General features: G+C 73.4%; 1 protein-coding gene. It reads left to right on the forward strand.

What is annotated here, in order from left to right; translation table 11 throughout:
- Positions 1-189: 189 nt before the first annotated feature.
- The coding region (locus tag AC1DP0_RS22510; protein WP_478088903.1) for an NAD(P)H-binding protein at positions 190-623 on the forward strand (434 nt) is incomplete at its 3' end.

Genomic DNA, 623 nt, shown 5'->3' on the forward strand with positions numbered 1-623 from the left:
AGCCCCATCCGCCGCGCCGGGTCTCGGCCGACATCGAGGAGGACGCGCCGCTCGACCTCGGCTCGGCCGTCATGCCGGTGCTCATCCGGCGCTATGCCGGCTATGCGGTCGCCACCGCCATCGGCATCGTCATCGGTTGGCTCATCGGCCGAGGCAGCAGCACCTAGCCGGCTCTGAGAGGGTGGAGGCATGTCCCGAGTCCTCATCGTCGGCGGCCACGGCAAGGTCGCCCTGCTCGCCGCCCCGCTCCTCGTCGCCGACGGGCACGCCGTCACCTCCGTCGTGCGCAACCCGGAGCAGGTGGCCGACATCGAGGCGACCGGCGCCACGGCGGTGGTGCTCGACATCGAGCACGCCGGGACCGAGGAGATCGCCGAGGTGCTGCGCGGCAACGACGTCGTCGTGTGGTCGGCCGGCGCCGGCGGCGGCAGTCCCGAGCGGACGTATGCCGTCGACCGCGACGCCGCGATCCGCTCGATGGACGCGGCCGCCCAGGCCGGCGTCGCGCGCTACGTCATGGTGTCGTACTTCGGCGCCGGGCCTGACCACGGCGTGCCCGAGGACCACGGCTTCTACGCCTACGCCGAGGCCAAGGCCGCCGCCGACGAGCACCTCCAGGGAAC

The organism is Terrabacter sp. P5_B1 (assembly GCF_056400505.1).